General features: G+C 71.9%; 22 protein-coding genes. 10 read left to right on the top strand and 12 right to left on the bottom strand.

The window, feature by feature from the left end; translation table 11 throughout:
- Positions 1-531: 531 nt before the first annotated feature.
- The 5 genes from ACIRRS_RS36160 to ACIRRS_RS36180 form a co-directional block, all read right to left on the bottom strand.
- The gene (locus ACIRRS_RS36160; protein WP_402980515.1) at positions 532-1,047 is read right to left on the bottom strand and encodes a MarR family winged helix-turn-helix transcriptional regulator; all 516 of its coding nucleotides are present in this window, start codon (positions 1,045-1,047) and stop codon (positions 532-534) included.
- Between the two features lie 40 nt (positions 1,048-1,087).
- Complete coding sequence (locus ACIRRS_RS36165) at positions 1,088-1,876, bottom strand: AIM24 family protein (RefSeq protein WP_402980598.1); 789 nt, start codon at positions 1,874-1,876, stop codon at positions 1,088-1,090.
- A 62-nt stretch (positions 1,877-1,938) separates the two neighbouring features.
- Positions 1,939-2,589, bottom strand: coding sequence for an AIM24 family protein (locus tag ACIRRS_RS36170; protein WP_402980518.1), 651 nt, complete (start codon positions 2,587-2,589; stop codon positions 1,939-1,941).
- On the bottom strand, positions 2,589-3,227 hold the full coding sequence (locus ACIRRS_RS36175; protein WP_402980521.1) for an AIM24 family protein: 639 nt from the start codon (positions 3,225-3,227) through the stop codon (positions 2,589-2,591). Before ACIRRS_RS36175 ends, ACIRRS_RS36170 begins: the two co-directional genes overlap by 1 nt.
- A 72-nt stretch (positions 3,228-3,299) precedes the next feature.
- On the bottom strand, positions 3,300-4,097 hold the full coding sequence (locus ACIRRS_RS36180; RefSeq protein WP_402980524.1) for a DUF2127 domain-containing protein: 798 nt from the start codon (positions 4,095-4,097) through the stop codon (positions 3,300-3,302).
- Between the two features lie 238 nt (positions 4,098-4,335).
- Here ACIRRS_RS36180 and ACIRRS_RS36185 point away from each other — a divergent pair, with 238 nt between their 5' ends.
- On the top strand, positions 4,336-4,647 hold the full coding sequence (locus ACIRRS_RS36185; protein ID WP_402980527.1) for a DUF3817 domain-containing protein: 312 nt from the start codon (positions 4,336-4,338) through the stop codon (positions 4,645-4,647).
- A gap of 106 nt (positions 4,648-4,753) precedes the next feature.
- Here the strand turns inward: ACIRRS_RS36185 and ACIRRS_RS36190 are convergent, their stop codons facing one another.
- Positions 4,754-6,376, bottom strand: coding sequence for a M4 family metallopeptidase (locus tag ACIRRS_RS36190; RefSeq protein ID WP_402980530.1), 1,623 nt, complete (start codon positions 6,374-6,376; stop codon positions 4,754-4,756).
- Between the two features lie 314 nt (positions 6,377-6,690).
- The gene (locus ACIRRS_RS36195; protein WP_402980532.1) at positions 6,691-8,283 is read right to left on the bottom strand and encodes a M4 family metallopeptidase; all 1,593 of its coding nucleotides are present in this window, start codon (positions 8,281-8,283) and stop codon (positions 6,691-6,693) included.
- A gap of 499 nt (positions 8,284-8,782) precedes the next feature.
- Between ACIRRS_RS36195 and ACIRRS_RS36200 the strand changes: the two genes are divergently transcribed.
- The 3 genes from ACIRRS_RS36200 (at position 8,783) to ACIRRS_RS36210 (ending at position 11,648) form a co-directional block, all read left to right on the top strand.
- A complete protein-coding gene (locus tag ACIRRS_RS36200) occupies positions 8,783-9,319 on the top strand; it encodes a MarR family winged helix-turn-helix transcriptional regulator (RefSeq protein WP_402980535.1) in 537 nt (178 codons plus the stop codon).
- A 76-nt stretch (positions 9,320-9,395) separates the two neighbouring features.
- Positions 9,396-9,731 (top strand): DUF3817 domain-containing protein, encoded by a 336-nt coding sequence (locus ACIRRS_RS36205; protein WP_402980538.1) that lies wholly within the window; start codon positions 9,396-9,398, stop codon positions 9,729-9,731.
- A gap of 216 nt (positions 9,732-9,947) precedes the next feature.
- Complete coding sequence (locus ACIRRS_RS36210; protein ID WP_402980541.1) at positions 9,948-11,648, top strand: methylmalonyl-CoA mutase; 1,701 nt, start codon at positions 9,948-9,950, stop codon at positions 11,646-11,648.
- Positions 11,649-11,728: 80 nt separating this feature from the next.
- Here ACIRRS_RS36210 and ACIRRS_RS36215 read toward each other — a convergent pair whose 3' ends face one another.
- Positions 11,729-12,379 carry a TetR/AcrR family transcriptional regulator gene (locus ACIRRS_RS36215; protein WP_402980543.1) on the bottom strand — a complete coding sequence of 217 codons (651 nt, stop codon included), beginning with the start codon at positions 12,377-12,379 and terminating at the stop codon, positions 11,729-11,731.
- A gap of 367 nt (positions 12,380-12,746) precedes the next feature.
- On the opposite strand from ACIRRS_RS36215, the gene ACIRRS_RS36220 reads away from it, so the two are divergent.
- The 4 genes from ACIRRS_RS36220 (at position 12,747) to ACIRRS_RS36235 (ending at position 17,346) form a co-directional block, all read left to right on the top strand.
- Entirely contained in the window at positions 12,747-13,757 is a 1,011-nt protein-coding gene (locus ACIRRS_RS36220; protein ID WP_402980546.1) for a tetratricopeptide repeat protein, read from the top strand.
- A gap of 716 nt (positions 13,758-14,473) precedes the next feature.
- On the top strand, positions 14,474-15,145 hold the full coding sequence (locus ACIRRS_RS36225) for a DUF6230 family protein (RefSeq protein ID WP_402980549.1): 672 nt from the start codon (positions 14,474-14,476) through the stop codon (positions 15,143-15,145).
- Between the two features lie 135 nt (positions 15,146-15,280).
- The gene (locus tag ACIRRS_RS36230; RefSeq protein ID WP_402980552.1) at positions 15,281-15,976 is read left to right on the top strand and encodes a DUF6114 domain-containing protein; all 696 of its coding nucleotides are present in this window, start codon (positions 15,281-15,283) and stop codon (positions 15,974-15,976) included.
- A complete protein-coding gene (locus tag ACIRRS_RS36235) occupies positions 15,973-17,346 on the top strand; it encodes a hypothetical protein (RefSeq protein WP_402980555.1) in 1,374 nt (457 codons plus the stop codon). Before ACIRRS_RS36230 ends, ACIRRS_RS36235 begins: the two co-directional genes overlap by 4 nt.
- 85 nt (positions 17,347-17,431) lie before the next feature.
- Here ACIRRS_RS36235 and pyk read toward each other — a convergent pair whose 3' ends face one another.
- From pyk to pta, 3 genes are all read right to left on the bottom strand, one after another.
- Positions 17,432-18,859 (bottom strand): pyruvate kinase, encoded by a 1,428-nt coding sequence (gene pyk / locus ACIRRS_RS36240; protein ID WP_402980558.1) that lies wholly within the window; start codon positions 18,857-18,859, stop codon positions 17,432-17,434.
- 94 nt (positions 18,860-18,953) lie between these two features.
- Positions 18,954-20,177 (bottom strand): acetate kinase, encoded by a 1,224-nt coding sequence (locus ACIRRS_RS36245; RefSeq protein WP_402980561.1) that lies wholly within the window; start codon positions 20,175-20,177, stop codon positions 18,954-18,956.
- A complete protein-coding gene (gene pta / locus ACIRRS_RS36250; protein ID WP_402980563.1) occupies positions 20,174-22,303 on the bottom strand; it encodes a phosphate acetyltransferase in 2,130 nt (709 codons plus the stop codon). Before pta ends, ACIRRS_RS36245 begins: the two co-directional genes overlap by 4 nt.
- A 177-nt stretch (positions 22,304-22,480) precedes the next feature.
- Between pta and ACIRRS_RS36255 the strand changes: the two genes are divergently transcribed.
- Positions 22,481-22,762 (top strand): type II toxin-antitoxin system Phd/YefM family antitoxin, encoded by a 282-nt coding sequence (locus ACIRRS_RS36255; protein WP_402980566.1) that lies wholly within the window; start codon positions 22,481-22,483, stop codon positions 22,760-22,762.
- Positions 22,759-23,163, top strand: coding sequence for a type II toxin-antitoxin system VapC family toxin (locus ACIRRS_RS36260; RefSeq protein ID WP_402980569.1), 405 nt, complete (start codon positions 22,759-22,761; stop codon positions 23,161-23,163). The genes ACIRRS_RS36255 and ACIRRS_RS36260 overlap by 4 nt, the downstream gene beginning before the upstream one ends.
- A 55-nt stretch (positions 23,164-23,218) precedes the next feature.
- On the opposite strand, the gene glgB is transcribed toward ACIRRS_RS36260, so the two are convergent.
- Positions 23,219-25,555, bottom strand: a complete 2,337-nt coding sequence (gene glgB, locus ACIRRS_RS36265) for a 1,4-alpha-glucan branching enzyme (RefSeq protein ID WP_402980572.1) — start codon at positions 25,553-25,555, stop codon at positions 23,219-23,221.
- Between the last annotated feature and the right edge of the window lie 12 nt (positions 25,556-25,567).

A 25,567-nucleotide genomic window follows, 5' to 3' on the forward strand; every position in this document is an offset into this window, starting at 1 on the left:
GGGGGGGGGGGGGGGGGGGGGCCGCGCGGGGGGGGGGGGGGGGGGGGGGGGGGGGGGGGGGGGGGGGGGGGGGGGGCGGCGCGCCCCCCCCCCCCCCCACCCGTTTGTTCGAGTGGGCCCGGGTGCTCGCGCTCGGGCCCACTCGGATCGGTTTTAGGGGTGTTGGCGTTGTTTCGGGCGGCCCGGCCGGGCACGCCGGGCCGCCCGAAGGCTGTTGTATTTCGGGGAGGGGTGGGTGGGCGGGGAGATCCTGGGTTTGGGGCGGCCCCGCGTTCTGGACGCGGGGCCGCCTATCTCTCGGCTCGCTTGAAGCGGCTCTGAATGTGTCCCGCCCTGCCGCGATCGCATCGCGGCAGGGCGGGATGAAGAGCATGGAAGGGGCATCTCGGGGCCAAGATTGGCCCTAGGTGTCGAGCCGGGAAGATCCTCGTCCCTGTACAGGAAGTCGGTTCGGCCGACTTCCTGTACAGGGACTGAGGGGTGCCGCCGCCGCGACGGGGGCGCGGGGGTGGGGGTGTTCCGGGGGTGCGGTCAGGAGCGGCCGCGGAGGGTGCGGAGGTGGGTGGCGATGGGGGCGAGGGCTTCGTACATGGCTTCGAGTTGGGCGGGGGTGAAGCGGTCGATGAAGTGGGCGCGGACGCTGCGGACGTGGTCGGGGGCGACGCGCTGCATGGTCTCCCAGCCCTGCTCGGTGAGGTGGGCGTAGAGGCCGCGGCGGTCGCCGGGGCACTCCTGGCGCAGGACGAGGCCGGCCGTCTCCATGCGGGTGATCTGGTGGGAGAGGCGGCTCTTGGACTGCAGGGTCGCCGTCGCGAGGTCCGTCATCCGCATGCGGTGGTCGGGGGCCTCGGAGAGGACGACGAGGATCTCGTAGTCGTTGATCGCCAGGCCGTGGGGCTGGAGCTCGCGGCTGAGCTGGTAGTCCAGCAGCTTGGCGACCTCCAGATGGGCGCGCCACATCCGCTGCTCCCCGGCGGTCAGCCAGGGGGTCTCCTCCTGGGGCCGGGCCTCAGGAGTGTCGGCGGCGTCGGTCGTGTGCGTATCCATGGGGTCCACCATACCCGATTTAGTTAAATGTTGTACGAGTTTACAGGCCGAAACGGCGCCCGAGTTCGCCAAGGCTACCGGGCCCCGGCTGGACGGGGACGCCGCCTCCCGGCACGCCGGCCTCCGCTTCGACCACGCCGACGGAGCGCTCGGCCAGCAGCTGCTCGCTGGACTGCACCAGCACCTGGCCCGCGCCGATGAACTCGAACTGGTGCTCCTCGCCGGAGGCCCCGCCGATGCCGGTGAGCCGCCGCAGGCCGCCGACCACCCCGTGGAGGTACCCGTGGTCGTAGTGGTGGCAGGGTGCGGGGCAGTCCGCCCAGCCGACCAGCGCCTGGGGGTCCACCCGGACCGGCGGGTCGACGAAGTGCACCGGCCCGTTGGAGGCGGCGACGAAGCGGCCGGTGCCGAGGAGGGTCAGGAAGCCGGGGATGATCGACTGCTTCAGCCGCAGGGTCGGGTCGAAGGCGAGCAGGTTGCCGGAGCGGACGGTGAGGTTGCCGTCGTCCAGGTCGTAGGAGTTGAGGTCGAAGGCGCGGTCCGCCAGCAACAGCTTGCCCCGGCCCTGGGCGACCACCCAGTCCGCCGCGTGCATCGGGGAGTTGAAGTGCTGCCCGAGCATCCGGTCGACCATCCCGGCGCCGACGCCCCGGAAGGTGATGTCGCCGTAGTAGGCGACCATCTTGCCCTTCTGGAGGAAGTACGAGCCGTCGAGCTCCACCGAGAAGGCGTACGGGTTGACGTTGTCGTTGGCCGGGAGCGAGTACGCGTCGTGGACGAGCGGCACGGCGGGCGACGCGTCGATCGGCACGTCTAGCCGGGTGGCCATGGGCGGGACGGCGAAGCCGGGCTGGGTCGGCTGGTCGTGGTACGGGGAGGGCGGGTGGGTCATCAGAGCTTCTCCTCGCTCGCCTGCACGAACACCGTGCCCTGGCCGGACAGTTCGAGCTGGAACGCCTCGCCCGAGCCCCGGCCGATCATCTCGCGCCAGCCGATCGCGGTGGACAGCTTGTTGCGCAGGTCGCCGCGGTGGCCCACGTACGCCTGGGGGTCGACGTGCACCGACTGCCCCGGGACGACGGGCAGTTCGAAGACGCCGCCGTGGGCGAGCAGCGCCGCCGAGCCGTGGCCCTCCAGCCGGGTGGTGAACAGGCCCTGCCCGCTCACCTGGCCGCGGACCATGCCCATCACCCCGCCCTGGGAGCCCAGGAAGACGGTGGACTGGCGCAGCGTGCCCTCGAAGGCGAGCAGCCGGTCGGACTCGACGAACAGGGTGTCGCCCGCCAGGTCGACCACGTGCACGTGGTGGCCGCCGTGGCCGAACATCACCCGGCCGTGGCCCTCGACGGTCATCAGCGGGGTGTCCTCGTTGGCGACCCGGCGGCCGATCATGGACATCACCCCGCCCTGCCCGCCGGTGATGTTCGGCGTGAAGTGGACCTCGCCGGTGTAGCCGATCATCGCGCCGCGCTGGCTGAACAGCCGCTGCCCGGGCACCACGTCGGCCTCGACCAGCTTGCCGTTGATCCGGGTGAAGGCCATCAGACGTCGCCCCCGATCGTGGTCTTCTCGGAGGGCTGGACGTACACCAGGCCCTCGCCGGTGAACTCGACCTGGACGGCCTCGCCGCCGCCCTCGCCGATCACCGTCGTCCAGCCCGCGCCGGACTTCAGGCTGCGGTGGAGGTTCCCGGTGTGGGCGACGTACGCGCCCGGGTCGACCCGCAGCGGCATGTCCTTGCCGACGCGCAGGATGACCGCGGGGCCGTTGGAGGTGAGGGCGGCCCAGCCGTGGCCCTCGATCTTGGTGGTGAACAGGCCGTTGCCCGAGGACATGCCGTTCAGCCCGGTGAAGGTGGTGCCGGTGTGCAGGGAGGCCTCGGTGCAGAGCAGGTTGTCCGCCTCGACGTACAGCGCCTCGCCGTTGAGCCGCACGAGGTTGATCTCGGTGGCCTTGTCGGCGAAGTAGCAGACGCCCTGTCCCTTCACCTCCATGACCGTCATCCTCTCGCCGGTCAGCCGGCGGGTGACGACCCCGCGCAGCCCGTCCCCGCCGCCGGTCATCTTCTTGAAGGTCATCTGCCCGGTGTACGCGACCATCGAGCCGTGCCGGGCCTTGACCGCGTCGCCCGCCAACTCGACCGCGAGCACCCGCGATCCCTGGAGTCTGAACTGTGCCACGGCCGCAATCTAGTCGCAGCGGCCGTGGCACGGGGAGGGGGCGAACCCCCGGGCGGGCGTACTTCAGTGACTTCAGGTGCGGGCGTGCGCCCCGTGGCCCGGGCGGGGGACGGTGCCGGCGGCCTCCTCGACCTCCAGCAGCGAGGCCGAGTGGCGCTCCGCCTCGAAGGCGACCACGCCGCCGCGCAGGCCGAACAGGCGCTTGGAGAGCATGATCCACAGGACGGCGGCGATGTTCAGCAGCAGCGTGCAGATCTTGAGCGCGCTGACGTGGTGGCTCAGCTCGTAGCCCTCCAGCGGCAGGAAGGCGGCGGTGGCGACGACCGTCAGGTACTCGGCCCAGCGCTTGTTCATCCAGAGGCCGACGGCCTCGACGATCTCGATCAGCGCGTACGCGAGCAGCGCGCCGGCGACGATCAGCAGGGTGCTCTTCTTGTAGTCGAAGGTCTTGCGGACCGTCTCGACGATCGGCGCGTGGTCGAGGTCCCAGTGGAAGTGCTCGGTGACGGGCTTGAAGACCGTCAGGTTCTCGTCGAAGACCCGGTGCACCGCGTCCTGGCTGTTGGAGAACTTCCAGACGCCCCAGGCGATCAGGATGATCACGATGCCGCGCAGCACCCGCTCGACGGCCAGGAAGCGCAGGATGAACAGGTCGCGCAGGGCCTTGCCACGGGGCACCAGCGGGGCGTCCTCGGCCGGGCCGGAGCCGTGCGGGGCACCGAGGGCGAAGTCGCCGCAGCGCAGGCAGCGCCAGGCGTCGCCGAGGGCGGTGGCGGCGTGCAGCCGGGCGGCGAGGTCGGGCTCGGCCGGGCGGTACGTGATGTGGCCGCGCTTGGCGCAGGTCCTGCGGTCCCAGTCCCTCTTGAGCATGTGGTGACTACCCCCGTGTGCGTGCGTCGGACGCCCGGATCGGTGGGCGCGCGGGCAAGAGGATAGGGGCTCCGGGTGTCGGGACGCCGCCCGTCGCGCGGTTCTGGGGCGGGGCTGTGACATCGCGCACGTGGACCCACCCCGCCCGGGGGTTCGGACATGTGCTCGGTGATAATGGCCCGGAGCTTGTGAGTCGGTTCACAAGTGATCACCGACCCCCCGCAGTGAGGTATCCATCGTGAACAGCAGCGCCGTCCACCGCCTGCGCCTGGTCTCCGTCCCCGAGGGGATCTCGTTCATCCTGCTGCTGATCTGCTCGGTGCTGAAGCGGACGACCTCCTTCGACGCCGTCCCGGTGATGGGCATGGTCCACGGAATCCTGTTCATCCTGTACGTGGTGTTCTGGATCCAGGCCTGGCAGACGCAGAAGTGGGAGCCCAAGCGCGGCATCCTGCTGTTCGTCCTCTCGGTGCTGCCCCTCGGCGGCTTCTTCGCCGAGAAGACGCTCGGCCAGGAGGAGCGGGGCGAGCTCAAGCCCGCCACCGCCTGACGGAACTCCCGACGAACGCACGGTCGACAGGCTGTCGCGGCCTCCTCTCCCAAAGGGCCGCGACAGCCTGTCGCCGTTTTTCACCGGAAGTGGCTCACGGGGGCGGTCAGTTGACGTTGACGCCGCTCCAGGCGGCGGCGACCGCCTTGTACTGGGTGCTGGTCGCGCCGTACAGGTCGGAGGCGGCCTTGAGGGTCGCGACGCGGGCGGCCTTGTAGTTGGTGGTCGAGGTGAAGTAGACGGTCAGCGCGCGGTACCAGATCGCGGCGGCCTTGTCCCGGCCGATGCCGGTCACCTTCGAGCCGTTGGAGGTGGGGCTGTCGTAGTTGTACCCGTTGATGCTCTTCGCCCCGCTGCCCTCGGAGAGCAGGTAGAAGAAGTGGTTGGCGACGCCCGAGGAGTAGTGGACGTCGAGGTTGCCGACGCCCGAGTACCAGGAGTCGGCGGACTTGCCGTCCTTGCTGGGCTTGTCCTGGTAGCGCAGCGGCTTGCCGTTGCCGAACAGGTTCAGCTTCTCGCCGATCCAGTAGTTCGGCGGGTTGGCCGGCAGGTTGGCGTACCACTCGACCATGGTGCCGAAGATGTCCGAGGTCGCCTCGTTGAGGCCGCCGGACTCGCCGGAGTAGATCAGGCCGGCGGTGGCGGAGGTGACGCCGTGGGTCATCTCGTGGCCGGAGACGTCGATGGCGGTCAGCGGGTGGGTGTTGCCGGAGCCGTCGCCGTACGTCATGCAGAAGCAGGAGTCGTCCCAGAACGCGTTGACGTAGTTGGAGCCGTAGTGGACGCGGCTCGCGGCGCCGACGCCGTTGTTCTTGATGCCGCTGCGGTTGAACGTCTTCTTGTAGTAGTCCCAGGTCGCGGCCGCGCCGTACTGGGCGTCCACGGCGGCGGACTGGCGGTTGGAGGCCAGGCCGTTGCCCCAGGTGTTGCTGGTCGACGTGAAGAGCGAGCCGCTGCCCGAGGTGGCGCCCTTCAGGTCGGTGGTGGACTGGTTGCCGCGGGTGGAGTCCTTGAGGGAGTACGTCGAGCCGCTCTGCGCGGTGGTGAGCGGGACGGTGCCGACGTTGACGCCCTTGCCGGTGCCGGCGGCCGTCTGGATCTCCTCGTGGGTGGAGAGCACGGCCCCGGTGGCGGCGTCGGTGACGATCTTCTGCCGGCTCGGGGTGCCGTCCGCCCGCTCGCCCGTGACGGTGGTGCGGTGGGCCAGGCGCGGGGCGCCGTCCACGGCCCAGACCACCAGCTCGGAGGCGTCGGCGCCGTCGACCCGGACGAGCGCGGCCGCATCGTCGTCGTCGGCCTGGCCGATGGTGGCCCGGACGGCGGCGAGGGCCTGCTCGGCGGCGTTCGGCGCGGCCAGGCCGGGGGAGAGGGTCGGCAGGGACAGCCGGCCGGAGAAGGCGCGGTCGACGGAGCCGACGGAGCCGTCCGGGCGCTGGTGGACGACGAGGTCGCCGCCGAGCACGGGCAGGCCGGCGTAGGTGCGCTCGTAGCGCAGGTGCCGGGTGCCGTCGCGGTCGGCCACCACGTCCTTGGCCACCAGGCGCTCGCTGCCGTCGAGGCCTATCGCGCCGGCGAGCCGGGCGCTCTGGTCGCCCGCGAACGCGAGCAGTGAGGACTGCTGCTGCTCGGCGGCCGGGGCCTGGTCGATCGGTGCGGCGGCGGCCTGGACGACCCCGGCCAGCAGGGCGGCGACGGTGAGCGCGGCGGTGGCTGTCAACTGACGCTTCACGTAGGGGGATTCCCTTCCACGAGACCCGCGGCGGGCGCGGGTGCGCCGCGTACCGGGGCGCCGGTCGGCGCCGTTGGGGCGGTAGGGCGCGGACGTGCTGCTCCCGTGCGGCTGCTGACGCGGCGCCGGAGGGTGGGGCGGCGGAGGTCGGGACGGGAACGTGGTCATAAGCATGACAATCGAGGGCGGGATTGGACAGGCCGCGAACGGGATTGGCCAGGAATCGCCAGTGCCGGAACGCGTCGTGACAAGGCGGACGCCCGGGGCCTCCCCTCCTGGGGGCCCCGGGCGTCCCTACGGCGTTGCCCCGTACGTCAGTTGACGTTCACGCCGCTCCAGGCGGCGGCCACCGCCGCGTACTCGGCGCTGCTCGCGCCGTACAGGTCGGAGGCGGCCTTGAGGGTGCCGGTGCGGGCCCCGGCGTAGTTGGTGGTGGAGGTGAAGTAGACCGTCAGGGCGCGGTACCAGATCTGCGCGGCCTTGTCCCGGCCGATCCCGGCGATCGAGGAGCCGTTGGAGGTCGGGCTGTTGTAGCTGAACCCGTTGATGCTCTTCGCGCCGCTGCCCTCGGAGAGCAGGTAGAAGAAGTGGTTGGCCACGCCCGAGGAGTAGTGGACGTCCAGGCCGCCGACCGAGGAGGACCAGGAGTCGGCGGACCTGCCGTCCTTGGAGGGCTTGTCCATGTAGCGCAGCGGGGTGCCGTTGCCGTTGAGGTTGATCAGCTCGCCGATCCAGTAGTTCGGCGGGTTGGTGGGCAGGTTGGCGTAGAACTCGACCATGGTGCCGAAGATGTCCGAGGTGGCCTCGTTGAGGCCGCCGGACTCGCCGGAGTAGTTGAGGCCGGCGGTGGCGGAGGTGACGCCGTGGGTCATCTCGTGGCCCGCCACGTCGATCTCGGTGAGCGGGTGGGTGTTGCTCGCGCCGTCCCCGTAGGACATGCAGAAGCAGGTGTCGCTCCAGAACGCGTTGACGTAGTTGGAGCCGTAGTGGACGCGGCTGGTCGCGCCGACGCCGTTGTTCTTGATGCCGTTGCGGCCGAAGGTGTTCTTGTAGAAGTCCCAGGTGGCGGCCGCGCCGAACTGGGCGTCCACGGCCGCGGACTCCTTGTTGGAGGCCAGGCCGTTGCCGAAGCTGTTGGTGGTGTTGGCGACGAGGGTGCCGCTGCCGGAGGTCTTGTTGGCCAGGTTGTAGGTGGCCTGGCCGCCGCGGGAGGCGTCCTTGAGCTGGAAGGAGCTGCCGCTCTGGGTGGTGGTCAGCGGGACGGAGCCGACGAAGACGCCCTTGCCGGAGCCGGAGGCCGTCTGCACCTGCTCGTGGGTGGAGAGCACCTGGCCGGTGGCGGCGTCGGTGACGAGCAGCTGGCTGCTCGGGGTGCCGTCGGCGCGCTCGCCCTCGACCGTGGTGCGGTACGCCAGGCGGGGGTTGCCGTCGCTCGCCCAGATCACCAGCTCGGCCTTGCCGGTCTGGTGCACGGCCTTGATCGGGGACTCGTCCTCGTCGGCGGCGATGCCGACCGTCGACCGGACGGCGCCGGTGGCCTGCTCGGCGGCGCGGTCGGCCGGGATCTTCGGGGTGAGGCTCGGAAGGGCGAGCTGGGCGCCGACCGCCTTGTCGACGGAGGTCACCGAGCCCCCGGCGCTCTGGTGGACGACGAGGTCGCCGCCGAGCACCGGCAGTCCGGCGTAGGTGCGCTCGAAGCGCAGGTGGCGGGTGCCGTCCCGGTCGACCACGGCGTCCTTGGCGACGAGCTTCTCCTGGCCGCCGAGCTTGAGGGCCTTGGCGAGCGGGCCGGACTGGTCCCCGGTGAGGGAGGCCGGGCCGGCCTGGGCGACGGCGCCGGCCTGGACGACACCGGTGAGCAGGGCGGTGGCGGAGAGTACGGCGACTGCTGCGAGCTTTCGCTTCACTGACGAGATCCTTCCGGGAAACCGCGGTTGGGCGCGGTCGCACCGCGTCCCGGGCGCCGGGGACGGCACCTGAGGGGCGGGACGGGCGCTGACGTGCAGTGGCCCCGCACGGCCGGACGGCGGGCCACCGTGGGTGGGGGTGGTGGCCTGCCTGGCGGGGTTGGCGGAAAGCATGACAATCGAGCAAATCAAATGACAGGTCTTGTTCATGGATTGGCCAAGTCCCGCCAGCGCCGCGGATTGTGAACGGGGGACGAAGCGGGGCGGATCACCCCGGCCGATCGGCGGGTTCCGGGCCGAATCGCGGCCTGGTAGAGGGAAGTTCGGGCGACGGGACGTCAACCTCCGTACGCCCTCGCGGTGTTGCTGTGAATTCACACCGGTGCAATGTCCTGGTATGGACCTGGCCGTCCGATTGGCGGGTTCCCGCCACGCGTCGCGCTTGTCCAGCATCAGGACGGCTGGTAGTCCGCGTACTGTCCGCCGGTACGGTAAGGAGGTGGCCAAGCCCCTCGCACTCGACTTCGACCCGATCGCCCGCGCCGACGAACTGTGGACCCGCCGCTGGGGCGGGGTCCCGTCCATGGCGGCGATCACCTCGATCATGCGCGCCCACCAGATCCTGCTGTCCCGGGTCGACGCGGTGCTCAAGCCGTACGGGCTGACCTTCGCCCGGTACGAGGCGCTGGTGCTGCTCACCTTCAGCCGCACCGGCGAGCTGTCGCTCTCCAAGATCGGCGAGCGGCTGATGGTCCACCCGACCAGCGTCACCAACACCGTCGACCGGCTGGAGCGCGCCGGCCTCGTCGCCCGCCGCCCCAACCCGCTGGACGGCCGGGGGGTGCTCGCCTCGATCACCGAGCGCGGCCGCGAGGTCGTCGAGGAGGCGACGCGGGAGCTGATGACGATGGAGTTCGGCCTGGAGGAGTACGGCCCCGACCAGTGCCGCCAGGTGTTCGAGCTGCTCAGGCCGCTGCGGGTGGCCGCCGGCGACTTCACCGATCCGGGTGAGGGGGTCGAGCAGGACCGCGCGTGAAGGCGGCTACCCTCGTGGGAGCGGTGCGCGGATCCAGGCGGACCGGCCGAGAATGCCGAGCGAGGCGAGGAAGAGTATGAAGGCGACCCCCCTGCTGGGCTGGTACCGGGCCCTGGCCGTTGCGACGGGTGTGGCACTGCTGGTGTTCTGCGGCTTCATGGTCGCGAAGTACGCCTTCGACGGCCCCGACACGACGTACGTCGCGATGCTGCACGGCTACCTGTACATCGGGTACTTCATCGTGACGTTCCTGCTCGGGCAGAAGCTGAAGTGGCCGATGGGCCGGCTGGTGCTCACCCTGGCGGCGGGCTGCATCCCCTTCCTCTCCTTCGTCTTCGAGCGCCGGGTGGCCCGAGAGGCCGCCGCGAAGCTCCCGGCGGGCGACGGCGCCCGCGAGACGGCCGGGGTCTGAGGCCTTCCACGGCGTGCGCGAGGGCGCCCCTCCCCGGCAGGGGGAGGGGCGCCCTCGGCGTTTCCCGGCGTTCCGTCCGCCGTTTCGAGGGGTTCTCCGGTGCGCCTCCAAGGAAGCCGTCGACAACTAGTAGGACGTCCGAGTAAATTAGTAGGACGTCCTATCACTGTTTGCCGCCCCGGTGCCGAGGCGGCCGCACGGAGCGGAGTTCGGGGCATGGACGCCGAGGAGATCGAGCGCGGACGCGGGCGCTGGCAGGAGCGGTACGACAGGGCCCGCAAGCGCGACGCGGACTTCACCACGCTCTCCGGCGACGACGTCGAGCCGGTGTACGGCCCGCCGGCCGGTCAGCCGTACGAGGGCTTCGAGCGGATCGGATGGCCGGGCGAGTACCCGTACACCCGCGGCCTGCACCCGACCGGCTACCGCGGCCGGACGTGGACCATCCGCCAGTTCGCCGGGTTCGGCAACGCGCAGCAGACCAACGAGCGCTACCGGATGATCCTGGAGGCGGGCGGCGGCGGCCTCTCCGTCGCCTTCGACATGCCGACCCTCATGGGCTACGACTCGGACGACGCCAAGTCGCTCGGCGAGGTCGGCCACTGCGGCGTCGCCATCGACTCCGCCGCCGACATGGAGGTGCTGTTCGACGGCATCCCGCTCGGCGAGGTCACCACCTCGATGACGATCAGCGGCCCGGCCGTCCCGATCTTCTGCATGTACCTCGTGGCCGCCGAGCGCCAGGGCGTGGACCCGGGCGTGCTCAACGGCACCCTGCAGACGGACATCTTCAAGGAGTACATCGCCCAGAAGGAGTGGCTCTTCGCGCCCGAGCCGCACCTGCGCCTCATCGGCGACCTGATGGAGCACTGCGCGCAGGGCATCCCCGCGTACAAGCCGCTGTCGGTCTCCGGCTACCACATCCGCGAGGCCGGGGCGACGGCCGCGCAGGAGCTGGCGTACACGCTCGCGGACGGTTTTGCGTACGTGGAGCTGGGCCTGTCCCGGGGCCTGGACGTGGACGTCTTCGCGCCCGGCCTGTCCTTCTTCTTCGACGCGCACCTGGACTTCTTCGAGGAGATCGCCAAGTTCCGCGCCGCGCGCCGGATCTGGGCCCGCTGGATGCGCGAGCGCTTCGGGGCCAAGACCGACAAGGCGCAGTGGCTGCGCTTCCACACCCAGACCGCCGGCGTCTCGCTCACCGCACAGCAGCCGTACAACAACGTGGTGCGCACCGCCGTCGAGGCGCTCAGCGCCGTGCTCGGCGGCACCAACTCGCTGCACACCAACGCCCTGGACGAGACCCTGGCGCTGCCCTCCGAGCAGGCCGCGGAGATCGCGCTGCGGACCCAGCAGGTGCTGATGGAGGAGACCGGCGTCACCAACGTGGCCGACCCGCTGGGCGGCTCCTGGTACGTCGAGGCGCTGACCGACCGGATCGAGCAGCAGGCCGAGGTGATCTTCCAGCAGATCTTGGACAAGGGGCGTCTGGACAAGGGCCGCGAGGACCACGAGATCGGCCCGATCACCTCCGGCATCCTGCGCGGGATCGAGGAGGGCTGGTTCACCGGGGAGATCGCGGAGGCGGCCTTCCAGTACCAGACGGCGCTGGAGAAGGGCGAGAAGCGCGTGGTCGGCGTCAACTGCCACCCGCGCAGCGTCACCCCCGAGCTGGAGATCCTGCGGGTCAGCCACGAGGTCGAGCGCGAGCAGGTCCGGGTCCTGGGCGAGCGCAAGGCCGCCCGCGACGACGCGGCGGTCCGCGCCGGCCTGGACGCCATGCTGGCGGCCGCCCGCTCGGGCGAGTCGATGATCCCCCCGATGCTCGACGCCGTCCGCGCCGAGGCCACCCTCGGCGAGATCTGCCACGCCCTGCGCGCGGAGTGGGGCACCTACCAGGAGAACGCGATGTTCTGACGCGCCTGCGAGCCGCCGTACGGGGTTCCCGTACGGCGGCTTCGGCGTGCCCGGGACCAGAAAACCTTCCGCAACAGGCTCTACGCCAGGGCGAGGGGGCCGAGGAGGAGGTCGGTGAAGCGGCGGGTCCATGCGGGGGTGATGGGTTCGCCGCTGACGAGGACGCGGTGTTCGACGGTGCCGGCGATGGTGTCGAAGATGATGTCGACCTCCTCGCAGGCCGTCGCGTGGTCGGCGTCCGAGGCGAGTTCGCCGCGGGCCTGGGCGGCGGCGCGGCCCTGGCGGACGAGGCGCTTCTGGGGGTCGACGATCGACTCGCGGATGCGGCGGCGCAGTTGGGGGTCCCGGGTGCCCTCGGCGAACAGGGCGAGCAGGGCGGCCTGGGTCTCCGGGCGGGCGAGGAGGTCGGCGAACTGGGCCACCACGGCCTCGATGTCGGCGCGCAGGCTGCCGAGGTCGGGCATCTCCAGCTCGTCGAAGAGGCTGGCGACGGCGTCGACCACCAGTTCGTTCTTGGACGGCCAGCGGCGGTAGAGGGTGGTCTTGGCGACCTTGGCGCGGGTCGCGACGTGGCCCATGGTCAGCCCGCCCCAGCCGAGTTCGGCGAGGGTCTCGCGGGTGGCGTCCAGGATCGCGCGGTCGGCGGCGGCGCTGCGCGGCCGGCCCTTGGCGCGGGCGGCGGCCTCGGGGTGGGAGCTGTCCGGGCTCTCGGGGGGCTGGGCGGCCGGCACCGGGGCCTCCTTGCGCTGTACTCATGGGTAACTTGGGTGGGGCTGGTAACGGTAGCGACTGTTCGCCGATTCGGGGAGGCGCGCGGGAGGCGAAAGTGGGGCACGTCACGTCCTCGAACCACCGGCGGGGCTTGCGGTCCCGCCCCCGGCTCCAGTTACGCTACGACTCGTAGCGAAAGCTGACGACAACCAGAGCGCCGCGGCCCGTGGGACGGGAGCGGCGCGGTGCGGGTGGGGACCCGCACCGAACGGTTCAGGCTACCGGGGGGACGGCGCCGCGCTCCGGAATCCGCACCGCACAGCCCGTGCGGGGCGAACTTCCGGAGGTTGGTGCCCGCGAGCAGCGCGGACGGGGGAGGATGGTGCCATGCAGCCACGGAATTCGCGTCTCAACAGCTCCGCCCTGCGCGGCGCCGTCGACCTCGCCGCAGTGAAGGCCGCCGGCGAGGCCGCCCAGAAGGCCGATCAGGCCCGGGCCGAACGGGCCCGTCAGGCAGCCGCGGCGGAGGCGGCGGGGGTCGCCCCCGCGCAGGCCCCGTACGAGCTCGTCATCGACGTCACCGAGGACACCTTCGAGACCGAGGTCGTCCAGCGCTCCACCGAGGTGCCGGTCGTCATCGACTTCTGGGCCGAGTGGTGCGGGCCCTGCAAGCAGCTCAGTCCGGTGCTGGAGGGCCTGGCCGAGGAGTACGCCGGCCGCTTCGTGCTCGCCAAGATCGACGTGGACGCCAACCCGCTGATCTCCCAGCAGTTCGGCATCCAGGGCATCCCGGCCGTGATGGCCGTGGTCGCGGGCCAGCTGGTCCCGCTGTTCCAGGGCGCGGAGAGCGCCGCCAACGTCCGCAAGGTGCTGGACCAGCTGCTGCTGGTCGCCGAGCAGCGCTTCGGGATCGTCGGCGGGGCCGGCGCCCCGGCCGATCCCGGCGTCGAGGGCGAGGGCCCAGCCGGTGTGCCGCAGCGCCCGGAGGACCCGGCGCTGGCCGCCGCGCACGACGCGCTGGACCGGGGTGACCTCGGCGGCGCGATCCAGGCGTACAAGAACGTGCTGGTCGAGCAGCCTGGCAACACCGAGGCGAAGCTGGGCCTGGCCCAGGCCGAACTGCTCAGCCGCGTCGAGGTGTTGGACCCGCAGGCCGTCCGCGCGGACGCCGCGGCCGACCCGAAGGACGTCGCGGCGCAGCTCCGCGCGGCGGACCTGGACCTGGTGGGCGGTCACGTCGAGGACGCCTTCGGGCGCCTGGTGGACACCGTCGGCCGGACGGCCGGGGAGGACCGGGACACCGCGAGGGTCCGGCTGCTGGAGCTGTTCGAGGTGATCGGCGCGGACGATCCGCGGGTGGTCGCGGCCCGGACGGCGCTGGCGCGGGTGCTGTTCTAGGAGACTCGCGGGGGAGTCGCCGGCCGCTCGGGCGGCACGGCGGGTGACCTGCGGTGTCGTCAGGTGATTTGGCGACAATCCGGTCAGCCGTACAGACGTTTACCAAATCTTGATTTCACCCGTGGGTGGTCACGTTCCGTGGCCGCCCACGGGTGTTTCGCTGGTGTTTCCGGCGGATTTCTTCTGCGGCCCGGCCACTGGTCGTCACGCTGGGTGCAGGTGGCGTCAATTCCGCCCCGGGCGTCACCGGATGTTGCATTACCCGTCAGTAAGCAACCCCTTGTGCTTCGCCGGGGATTCAAGCACGATCGGCCACGCCCGGTCCCCAGACTCCCCGGACGCCGACAGCCGGTCGGCCGCCCGGAGCGAGGGGTCCCCACCGGGTGCTCCGTCGGCCCCGGCCGGCGGGAGGGAGGGCAGGGGGGTATCCGCGGTCCCACGGCGGTTCCTGTCCTTCGACCGGCCGCGCACCCCTGCGCGGTCGCTGGTTGTCGCTCGGGGGTGATCGCCGAATTGTCGCCGGTCCAGCCCGCCGTCCCACCCGGACGGTCGGCGGAGGGACGGGAGCAGCGCCGTACACCGGCCGCCCCCGCGACCGACGACGCCCAAGGCGCTCTCCGCTACCGAGGACGTAGCTCTCTCCCATCCCAGGCCCCCACCGGTGCGGGACGCGCCGCCGGGAGGCCGGAGATGTACGTCCTAGAAGGAGGACTCGCATGTCCCAGACCTACGGCAAGACCCGCTGGAAGCGCTTCGCCCTGGTGATGGTGCCCAGCATCGCGGCCACCGCGATGGTCGGCGTCTCGATCGCGAACAGCGCGCTCGCCGCCTCGTTCAGCATCTCCGGCCAGCAGTTCAAGGTGACCACCAGCCACCTGCACGGCACCAACTTCTCGCAGTTCGGCACCGTCGACATCGAGGCCAACGGCAAGCCGCACCCGGTCGCTGTCTCGGCTTTCGACAAGGCCGACCTCAACAACCTGTGCCAGTCGGTGGTGACCGACCTGTCCACGTTCGGCCTGGGCAAGATCACCCTCCGCCTGGAGGCCGGCACCGACGCGGCACGCCCGGTCCACGCCGACAACCTCCTGATCGACCTGGAGGAGCTGAAGGCCGACGCGACCTTCACCGAGATCAACATCGGCCAGGACGCCTCCACCCTCCCCGGCCAGGCCACCCAGGGCTGGAAGCCCCACCCGGGCGTGACCAAGGCCGGTGGCGGCGAGGGCCTCCCGACCGGCCTGACCGGCTTCGCCCAGGCGGCCAAGGAGGCCGACCTGAAGGACGTCAAGCAGACCGCGCGCGCGACCTCCGCCGGAACGTTCACCCTCAACAACCTGAACCTGTCGCTCAAGAACGGCGACGGCGCGGGCAACGAGTGCTACTAGGCCGTTCCTGAGCCCCGCCGACCCGTCGGCGGGGCCGGGTGACGCGTCTTCGCGAGGCCGGGGGCGGCGGGCGACCGCCGTTCCCGGCCACCCCCCTTTCGTTCTTCCCTCGTAGCGACGTCGAGGAGTTGCACCATGTCCAGCGCAACGGTCGAAACGCGGCCCCGCTCCCAGAACCCGATCGGATGGCTCTGGCGGCACTTCCGTGACTTCCGCCGCACCAGGCCCTTCTGGGGCGGCCTGCTGGCCATGATCGCCGGCGTCCCGATCCTCTACTTCCCGTACGCGCACCTCTCGCTCGGCGGCGTGACCATCGCGATGTCCACCACGGCGGGCGCCGGGTCGCTGATCATCGGGGTGCTGATGATCATCCTCGGGCTGACCGCCTGGTTCCAGCCCGCCGTACGGGTGTTCGCGGGCATCGCGACCATCCTGCTGACCCTGGTCTCCATCCCGGTCTCCAACCTGGCCGGCTTCGGGATGGCACTGCTGCCCGGGCTGATCGGCGGCGGGCTGATGGTCTCCTGGGCTCCGCTGCCGGAGCCGAAGGCCGAGGGGGCCGCCAAGGGGCGGCGCGGGCGCCGGGCGCGCAAGGGCGCCGAGGTCGCCGAGAGCGTCGCGGCCGGGACGGTGGCTGCCGGGGAGGCCGGTTCGACGATCGCTCCGGCGGCCACCGAGGCGCCGACGGCGAAGCTGCCGGCCCAGGCCCAGGACACCGCGCCGAAGCAGGCGGAGCAGGCGGACCAGGCGGAGCAGGAGGCGCGCGAGGTCGCGCTGCCCGAGCAGGCCGTGGCGAAGCAGGCAGCGGAGGAGCAGGAGGAGGCGCGGTGAGCGAGCGGGCCGAGCAAGCGGACGGCGGGGCCGTCCCCGAGCGCAGGGCCGGCCGGCACGCCGCGCCGCGCACGCCCGTACGGGCCAGGCTGCGGGGCCGCGCGCTGGCGATGGCGGCGGTGCCGACGGCGCTGCTGATGGCCGCCGCCTACACGCCGAACCCGGCGGTCGCCGAGGCCGCGGCGGCCAAGTGCGGTACCGCTCCGGCCGCCGTGCCGGACGTCGCACCGCTCGAAACGCCCGTCCCCAAGAGCGAGTTGCCCGCGCCGCCGCCCGGGCCGTCCGAGGCCCCCACCGGCACGCCCGCCGGTACACCCACCGGGGCGCCCGCCAACGGGCCGTCCAGCAGCCCGAGTTCGGTGCCGACGCAGCCCGCCCCGGCGACGCCCCCGCAGGCTCCGACCAAGACCCCCGCCGTCCGTTCCTCGACCACCGGCGGTACGGGCGCGGTCAGCGCCGTCTACCAGGGCGACGGCTCGGGCACGGGCACGGCCGCCCAGGCCGGACTGATCGACGACATCTTCGGCAGCGTCAACAAGCTTCTGAACCCCGGGAGTTCGGCGAGCCCCTCGCCCACCGCCACGCCGAGCACGGCGGCTCCGGCCGCCCCCGCCCCGCGTGCGGCCACCCCGGCGCAGCCCGTCCCGCCGCAGGCCCCGCGGGCCCAGGAGGCCCCCGCCGCCGGGCAGCCCGCCGCACCGGTGAAGACGCCGTCCGCGGCGCCGACCCCCGGTACCAAGACCGCGCCCTCCGCGAGCGCGACCCCCTCGGGCTCGCCCACCGCCTTGCCGACGGCCTCGCCCACCGCCTCGCCCACGGCCGACCCCAACTGCGCGGTGGACGCCCGCAGCCTGACGGCCGGCAAGGCCGCCACCGGGCAGGTCGTCCCCGAGCAGAACTGGACGCTGCTCACCAGCAGGCTCGGCCTGCACGGCGCGGCCTTCCACGGCGTCTACGACGTGAGGACCCCGAGCGGCAGCAAGCGGGTGCTCAAGTTCGTGGTGGACACCGTCGACATCGAGAACCTCGACATGTCGACCCTGGAGGGCAACGGCGTCACCTTCCACGTCCAGGGCGCCCCCGGCTCCACCTCGACCATGCGGGGCGGCCAGGTCACCATGTACGTGGAGCGGCTCTCCGGCCACCTCTCCAAGATCCTCGGCCTGCCGATCCCGATCGACCTGGGCGAGATCACCCTCACCCCGGACACCCTGCCGCGCTGGCTGTACGACCTGATCGGCTCCGTCCCGATCCCGCTGGACCTGGAGCTGACCGGCGTCACCGCCAAGCAGGCCGGCCAGTTCGGCGGCACCCTGCACATCCCGGGGATGCACCTGTTCAACGACAACGCGCCCTACAGCGACAAGTAAGCGACACGTAGTTACCCCCGTACGACAGTTGAGGCGGCCCTCCCGCGAAGGGAGGGCCGCCTCAACGGCGTTTCAGCAGGGGCCGTCAGGCGCCGCGGGTGCCCAGGTGGTGGACCTGCACCATGTTGGTGGTGCCGGGGATGCCGACGGGGACACCGGCGGTGACGATCACCGTGGCGCCCTCCTCCAGGCGGCCCATCTTGAGCAGCTCGCGGTCGACCTGCGCGACCATCGCGTCGGTGGTGGCGACCTGCTCGGTCACGTACGCCTCGACGCCCCAGCTCAGCGAGAGCTGGTTGCGGGTCGCGGAGTCCGGGGTGAACGCGATCACCGGGATCGGCGAGCGGTAGCGCGACAGCCGCCGCGCCGTGTCACCGGACTTGGTGAAGGCGACCAGCGCCTCGCCGTTCAGGAAGTCGCCCAGCTCGCAGGCGGCGCGGGCGACGGAGCCGCCCTGGGTGCGCGGCTTGCGGCCCGGGTTGAGCGGCTGCAGGCCCTGGGAGACGAGCTCCCCCTCGGCCGTCTCGCAGATCCGGCTCATGGTGCGCACGGTCTCGACCGGGTACTTGCCGACGCTGGACTCGGCGGAGAGCATCACCGCGTCGGTGCCGTCCAGGATGGCGTTGGCGACGTCGGAGACCTCGGCGCGGGTCGGGCGCGAAGCGTGGATCATCGACTCCATCATCTGGGTGGCGACGATGACGGGCTTCGCGTTGCGGCGGGCCAGGGTGATCAGCTGCTTCTGGACCATCGGCACCCGCTCCAGCGGATACTCGACGGCCAGGTCGCCGCGGGCCACCATGATGGCGTCGAAGGCGAGGACGATCTCCTCCATGGCCTCGACGGCCTGCGGCTTCTCGATCTTGGCGATGACCGGCACGCGGATGCCGACCTCGTCCATGATCTCGTGGACGTCCTTGATGTCGTCCGCGTTGCGGACGAAGGACAGCGCGACCATGTCGACGCCCAGACGCAGCGCGAAGCGCAGGTCGTCCTTGTCCTTCTCGGACAGCGCGGGCACGTTCACGGCCGCGCCGGGCAGGTTGATGCCCTTGTTGTTCGAGAGCACGCCGCCCTCGACCACCACGGTCCTCACCCGCGGGCCGTCGACGCTGACGACCTCCAGGGCGATGACGCCGTCGTTGATCAGGATCGGGTCGCCGGGCTTCACGTCGCCGGGCAGGCCCTTGTAGGTGGTGCCGCAGATGTGCTGGTCACCGGGGACGTCCTCGGTGGTGATGGTGAACTCGTCGCCGTTGTCGACGGTCACCGGGCCGTTGGCGAAGGTCGCCAGACGGATCTTGGGACCCTGGAGGTCGGCCAGGACGCCGATGGCCTTGCCGGTGTCCTCCGAGACCTGGCGGACCTTGCGGTACCGCTCCTCGTGGTCCGCGTGGTTGCCGTGGCTCATGTTCAGTCGGGCGACGTTCATGCCCGCCTCGACGATGGCCTTCAGCTGTTCGTAGGAGTCCGTCGCGGGACCCAGGGTGCAGACAATTTTCGCTCGGCGCATATCCGTCAGTCTATCCGTTCGAGTTATGGGCGCATTCGGCACGAAGGGGCAGGAATCGCCGTCGAAACGTTCCGGAGACCGGGACGATCCCGTCTCACTCCTCGGACACGCCGCTCTCGCGGTGGACCAGGGCGAAGGCCTGCCGGGCGATCTCCAGCTCCTCGTCGGTGGGCACCACGGCCACGGCGACCCGGGAGTACGCGGGCGAGATGATCCGCGCCCCGCCCGAGCGCACCGAGTTCAGCTCGGGGTCCACGGCGATGCCCAGCTCCTCCAGCCCGGCGGTGGCCGCGGCCCGCACCGGCGCCGCGTTCTCCCCGACGCCCGCGGTGAACGCGATCGCGTCCACCCGGCCGAGCACCGCGTAGTAGCCGCCGATGTACTTGCGCAGCCGGTGGACGTACGCGTCGAAGGCGAGCCTCGCGTCCGCGTCCCCCTCCTCGGCGCGGCGCATGATCTCGCGCATGTCGTTGTCCCCGCACAGGCCGCGCAGGCCGCTGCGGCGGTTGAGCAGGTCGTCGATCCCGTCGATCGAGAGCCCGCCGACCCGGTGCAGGTGGAACACCACGCCGGCGTCGATGTCGCCCGAACGGGTGCCCATGACCAGGCCCTCCAGCGGGGTCAGGCCCATGGAGGTGTCCAGGCAGCGGCCGCCGCTCACCGCCGAGGCGGAGGCGCCGTTGCCCAGGTGCAGCACGATGACGTTGACCTCGGCCGGGTCCTTGCCGAGCAGCCGGGCCGTCGCCCGCGAGACGTACTGGTGCGAGGTGCCGTGGAAGCCGTAGCGGCGCACCCGGTGCTCGTCGGCCACGGCCTTGTCGATCGCGTACCGGGCGGCGTACTCGGGCATCGAGGCGTGGAAGGCGGTGTCGAACACGGCCACCTGCGGCAGATCGGGGCGCAGCGCGCGGGCGACCTCGATGCCGACGATGTTCGCCGGGTTGTGCAGCGGCGCGACGGGGATGAGGCGGCGGATCTCCGTGAGGACCTCGTCGGTGACGACGGTCGGCTCGGTGAACCGCTTGCCGCCGTGCACCACCCGGTGGCCGATCGCGGCCAGCTCAGGGGAGTCCAGCCCGAGGCCGTCCGCGGTGAGCTCCTCGGCGACGGCCTTCAGCGCCGCGGTGTGGTCCGGGAAGGGCTGCAGGCCCTCGCGCGGCTCGCCCGAGCGCGGGGTGTGGACGAGGCGGCCGCCGCTCTCGCCGATCCGCTCGACCAGGCCGGAGGCCAGCCGGGCGCCGTCCAGCATGTCGATCAGCTGGTACTTCACCGACGAGGAGCCGGCGTTGAGGACCAGGACGCGCGTACCTTCACTCATGCGACGGGCTCCTTGCGGTCCTGCGACTGGATGGCGGTGATCGCGACGGTGTTGACGATGTCCTGCACCAGCGCCCCGCGCGAGAGGTCGTTGACGGGCTTGCGCAGCCCCTGGAGCACCGGGCCGACGGCGACGGCGCCCGCCGAGCGCTGGACGGCCTTGTAGGTGTTGTTGCCGGTGTTGAGGTCCGGGAAGATCAGCACCGTCGCCCGCCCGGCCACCTCCGAGCCCGGCAGCTTGGTGGCCGCGACGTTCGGGTCCACGGCGGCGTCGTACTGGATCGGGCCCTCGACCAGGATGTCCGGCCGCAGCTCGCGCACCAGCTCGGTGGCCTTGCGGACCTTGTCCACGTCCGCGCCCGAGCCGGAGGTGCCGGTCGAGTACGAGAGCATCGCGACCCTCGGCTCCACGCCGAACTGGGCGGCGGTGGCGGCCGACTGGATGGCGATGTCGGCGAGCTGCTGGGCGTCCGGGTCCGGGTTGACGGCGCAGTCGCCGTACACCAGCACCTTGTCGGCCAGGCACATGAAGAAGACCGAGGAGACGATCGAGGCGCCCGGAGAGGTCTTGATCACCTCGAAGGCGGGCCGGATGGTCGCGGCGGTGGAGTGCACCGCGCCCGAGACCATGCCGTCGGCGATGCCCTCCTGGACCATCAGGGTGCCGAAGTACGAGACGTCGGTGACGAGGTCCAGCGCCAGCTCGACCGTCATGCCCTTGTGGGCGCGCAGCTTCGCGTACAGCTCGGCGAACTGGCGGCGCAGCGGGCTGGTCGTCGGGTCGACGATCCGGGCCTGGGCGCGGTCGGCGCCCGGGGCCTCCTGTGGAAGCGCGATGCCCAGGCCCGCGGCCTTGCGGCGTACGGCGTCGACCTCGCCGAGCAGGGTGAGGTCGCAGATGTTGCGGCGCAGCAGGATCTCGGCGGCGCGCAGCACCCGCTCCTCGGTGCCCTCCGGGAGGACGACGTGGCGGCGCTCGCCGCGGGCGCGCTCCAGCAGCGCGTGCTCGAACATCATCGGGGTGACGCGCTCGGAGCGGCCGACCTCGATCCGGTTGGTCAACTCGGCGGTGTCGACGTGCAGTTCGAACAGGCCGAGGGCGATCTCGGCCTTGCGGGGGCTGGCCGCGGTGAGCTTGCCCTCCAGATGGGTGAGGGTCGCGGCGGTGGGCCAGCTGCCCTGGGGGACGACGGCCACCGGGGTGCCGGGGGCGAGGCGGGCGGCCAGCGCCATCACGTTCGGGCCGGGGTGCTGGCCCAGGGTCAGCAGCACGCCCGCGATCGGCGGGGCGCCGGCGGCGTGGGCGGCCAGCGAGCCGATCACCAGGTCGGCGCGGTCCCCGGGGGTGACGACGAGCGCGCCCTCGGTCAGGGCGTCCAGGAAGGTGGGCAGCATGGCGCCGCCGAACACGTAGCCGCGGACGTCCCGGGCGAGGCCGGCAGCGTCCCCGAGCAGCACCTCGGCGCCGGTCGCCTCGACCAGCTGCGCCACGGTCGGCGCGGCCAGGGCCGGCTCCTCCGGGATGACGTAGGCGGGGATCGGCAGCTTCTCGGTGAGGGCGCGCTGGACGCGCTGCTTGGCACCGGGGGCGACGCGGTTGGCGATCATCGCCAGGGTCTCGCAGCCGAGGTCGGTGTACGCGCGGTGGGCGTTGCGGACCTCGGCGATCACGGCCTCGGCGTCCTCGCGGTGCCCGCCGACCACGGGGAGGACGGCGGCGCCGAACTCGTTGGCGAGGCGGGCGTTGAAGGCCAGCTCGTCGGGGATGTTGGTGTCCGCGAAGTCGGTGCCGAGCACCAGGACGGCCTGGCAGCGGCGCTCCAGGGCGCGGAAGCGGTCGACGAGGACGGAGACCAGCTCGTCCTGGCCCTGCGCGGCCTGGAGGGCGGCGGCCTCCTCGTACGTGAGGCCGTACAGCTCGGTGCCGGGCAGGTCGATCCGGTAGCGGCCGCGCAGCAGCTCGACCACGTGGTCGGCCCCGGGCTCGCCGGGCGCCTCGGCGTGCACCAGCGGCCGGAAGACCCCGACCCGGTCCACCTGCCGGGTGAGCAGTTCCATGACCCCGAGCTCGACGGCCTGCCGGCCGTCCCCCCGGTCGATCCCGGTCACGTACACGCTGCGCGCCACCCGGCTGTCTCCGTCCCGCTGTCTCAGGAAATGGTCATATCGACCATACATTCGCACCACGAACGGGCGCCCGCGAGCAGAGGGGTCGGGGAGGGGCAAGGGGCGAAGGCCCCGGCTTCGGGCTTGCGGGGCCGGCTGCCCTTGATGTATCTACATGAGGTAGTTACATTGGCTGGTATGGAGACCATGGGACTGCGTGAGTTGAACCAGAACCCGTCGAAGGCGGTCGCGCGGGTCCGGGCCGGCGAGACGATCGTCGTCACCGATCGTGGGCGGCCCGTGCTGAGACTCGTGCCGGAGACGCCTCCGGAGACGACCCTCGAACGGATGGTCGTGGCCGGCGAGGTCACGCCGCCCGCCCAGGAGGGCATGCCCGAGCTGGCCCTGGACCTGCTGCCGGACCTCGGCAGCCTGTCGGACCTCCTGGTGGAGGAGCGCGAACGGGAGCGGAACCGTTGATCTACCTCGACTCCTGCGCACTGCTGAAGTTCATCAAGCCGGAGCCGGAGACCGCCGCGCTCCGGGCCTGGCGGCAGGCGCTGCCCGCCGGAACGGAGCTGATCACCAGCGAGCTGGCCCGGCTGGAGATCACCCGTACGCTGCTGCGCGCGAGCCTGGCGCATCAGCAGGTCCCGTACTACGTCGACCAGGCGCTGATGGGCGTCCACCGGGTCGACCTCAGCAGTGCGGTGCTCGCCCGGGCGCTCTCGTACCGGACTCCGCGCCTCGGGTCGCTCGACGCGCTGCACCTGGCCAGCGCGGAGCCGTTCCGCGCCGAGCTCACCGACTTCGTGACCTACGACCGCGAGCTGGGCAAGGCCGCCGAGGACCTCGGGTTTCCGGTGTCGGCGCCGGGCTGAGTGGACACTCGGCCCGGCGCCCGAGGCTCGGCGCAGTCCGTTCGGTGCAGTCGGTTCAGCGCGCCGGGCGGAGCCAGAGGGTGGCGAGCGGGGGGAGGACGAGGTCGGCGGAGCGGGGCTGGTCGTTCCAGGGGGTGGGGTCGGCTTTGACCGGGTGGGAGTTGCCGATCCCGCTGCCGCCGTACTCCTCGGCGTCGGTGTTGAGGGCCTCCTCCCACAGCTGCTCGCGTCCGTCGAGGAGCGGCAGCCCGACGCGGTGGCCGTGGCGGACGACGGGGGAGAAGTTGCAGACGGCGACGAGCGGCGTGCCGTCGGAGGCGTAGCGGACGAAGGAGAGCAGGTTGTCCTCGGCGGCGCCGCCGTCGAGCCAGCGGAAGCCGTCCGGGACGGTGTCGAGCTCCCAGAGGGCGGGGGTGTCGAGGTACGTCCGGTTGAGGTCGCGGACGAGGTTGCGCACGCCGAGGTGGTCGCGGTGGGCCGGCCACTGCTCGTCGAGGACCCACCACTGCGGGCCCTGCTCGTGGTCCCACTCCGATCCCTGGGCGAACTCCTGCCCCATGAAGAGGAGTTGCTTGCCGGGGTGGGACCACATGAACCCGAGGTAGGCGCGGTGGTTGGCGCGCTGCTGCCACCAGTCGCCGGGCATCTTGGAGACGAGGGCCTGCTTGCCGTGCACGACCTCGTCGTGGGAGATCGGCAGGACGTAGTTCTCCGAGTAGGCGTACACCATCGAGAAGGTGATCTCGTTGTGGTGGTACCTGCGGTGGACGGGCTCCTTGGCCATGTAGACCAGCGAGTCGTGCATCCAGCCCATGTTCCACTTCAGCCCGAAGCCCAGGCCCCCCGCGTCGGTGGGCCTGGTGACCCCGTCCCAGGCGGTGGACTCCTCGGCGATGGTGACGGCGCCCGGGCAGCGGCGGTAGACGGTGGCGTTCATCTCCTGGAGAAAGGAGGCCGCGTCGAGGTTCTCCCGCCCGCCGAACTGGTTGGGCGTCCAGGCGCCGCTGTCGCGGGAGTAGTCGAGGTAGAGCATCGAGGCGACGGCGTCGACCCGAAGGCCGTCGACGTGGAACTCCTCGCACCAGTACACCGCGTTGGCGACGAGGAAGTTGCGCACCTCCTTGCGGCCGTAGTCGAACTCCAGCGTCCCCCAGTCGGGGTGCTCGGCGCGCAGCGGGTCGGCGGGCTCGTACAGCGGCTCGCCGTCGAAGCGGGCGAGGGCGAAGTCGTCCTTGGGGAAGTGCGCGGGCACCCAGTCGACGATCACGCCGATGCCGTGCCGGTGCAGGGTGTCGACCAGGAAGCGGAAGTCGTCGGGGGTGCCGAGCCGGGCGGTGGGGGCGTAGTAGCCGGAGACCTGGTACCCCCAGGAGCCGCCGAAGGGGTGCTCCATCACCGGCATGAACTCCACGTGGGTGAAGTTCAACTCCTTCAGGTAGCGCGGCAGTTCCTCGGCGATGGCGCGGTAGGAGGTGAGGTCGGGCCGCCAGGAGGCGAGGTGCAGCTCGTACACCGACATCGGGGCCCGGTGGTGCGCGGCGCGGGAACGGCGCTCCATCCACTCGCCGTCCTGCCAGGCGTACGCCGAGGAGGTGACCACCGAGGCCGTGCCGGGCGGGCACTGGGCGGCGCGGGCCAGCGGGTCGGCCTTGTCGAGCACCCGGCCCTGGCGGGTGTGGATCTCGTACTTGTAGGTGGCGCCCTCGGCCAGGCCGGGGACGAACAGCTCCCAGACGCCGGAGGAGCCGAGCGAGCGCATCGGGTGCCCGGTGCCGTCCCAGTGGTTGAAGTCGCCGATCAGCCGCACACCGGCGGCGTTGGGCGCCCAGACGGCGAAGGCGGTGCCGGCCATGCCGTCGACGGTGCGCACGTGCGAGCCGAGGGCCCGCCACAGCTGCTCGTGCCGGCCCTCGGAGATCAGGTGCAGGTCGAGCTCGCCGAGGGTGGGCGGGGTGCGGTAGCCGTCCTGCTGGCGCAGCGGCTCGCCGCCGGGGTACGTCACCAGCAGCCCGTAGTGCGGGAGTTCGCCGCCCGCCAGCAGGCCGGTGAACAACCCGCCCTGCTGGTGGGTGAGTTCGGCGGGGCCCTGTCCGGTCTCCACCACCACCCGCTCGGCGAAGGGGCGCAGCACCCGGATCGCGGTGCCGCCGTGCACGGGGTGCGCGCCGAGCAGGGCGTGCGGGTCGTGGTGCTGCCCACCGACCAGCCGGTCCACCTCGGACGGCGGCAGCGGCGCCTCGGGCAGCCGCAGCGGGGCCGGGCGGACGGGCTCCCGCGGCTCCCGCGCCTCCTGCGGCTCCTCGGTCGGTGCGGGGGCGGCCGCGGGCGGCCCGGCCAGGAAGGTGGCCGGTACGGGGCGGGTGGTGCGGCCGGTCGGGGCGAGCGGCTTCACGACGGGTCCTCC

This window comes from Kitasatospora sp. NPDC101183 (assembly GCF_044767945.1).
In the GTDB taxonomy this organism is placed as follows: Bacteria; Actinomycetota; Actinomycetes; order Streptomycetales; family Streptomycetaceae; genus Kitasatospora.